Here is a 632-nt window from a genome sequence, read left to right as displayed (position 1 = left end):
GACATCACGGTGTCTGTGTTGGTCAAAGGTTGCGACGAATGGGATTTGCTTAACTCCATGTCTCATCTTGAGTCTTGGGCTTCGTCTCAGTTCGCTTCTTATGAGTTGGTGTCCATCACCAACACGACCGTTGAACAACGTATCAATTTGGGGGTGTTCGATGACTACTGCAACTAACATCCTTAAAAGTTTCGATGAGCAAAGCGTTCATATTGATTACCTGTGTTTTACTTTTGCGGTGAAAGACTTACGTCATTGTCACGATGCGGTTCGTCGCTTGCACAAGCATGAAGAATACAAAGGCTTTGCCAAATCAGGGCTGTTACAGCGTCACTGTCGTGCACCTAAGTTCCCTGCTCCACCTGTGTTTAATCCGACCGTCGCTAAGACGTCTGAAGAAATTGAAGCGTACAACAAAGCCTTTGATATCTGTTATCGCAACTACTTAGAAGATTGCTTGCGTATCTTCACTAATCAAGTGCTTGGTTTGTCGCTGTCTGCGCCTCGCGGTTTGGGTTTCCAGTTCTACACCGAATCCATGAAACTGACTTCGCCAGATGGTGAGGACTTTTGCGGCTTCGTTGGTATCGGCGGTAACAATGACACGGTGCATTTCCAAATCAACGGAACGG

At 46.5% G+C, this 632-nt stretch carries 1 protein-coding gene; it reads left to right on the top strand.

Annotated features, from left to right (window positions below; genetic code table 11):
• Positions 1-160: 160 nt before the first annotated feature.
• A partial coding sequence (locus CLFS41_RS06635) for a hypothetical protein (RefSeq protein WP_045091825.1) occupies positions 161-632 on the top strand: 472 nt, incomplete at its 3' end.

Origin of the sequence: Clostridium sp. FS41 (genome assembly GCF_000954015.1) — a bacterium.
Classification (GTDB): domain Bacteria; phylum Bacillota; class Clostridia; order Lachnospirales; family Lachnospiraceae; genus Enterocloster; species Enterocloster citroniae.
The sequence above is the reverse complement of the archived record's forward strand: the minus strand, read 5'-3'. Positions and strand labels throughout refer to the sequence as shown.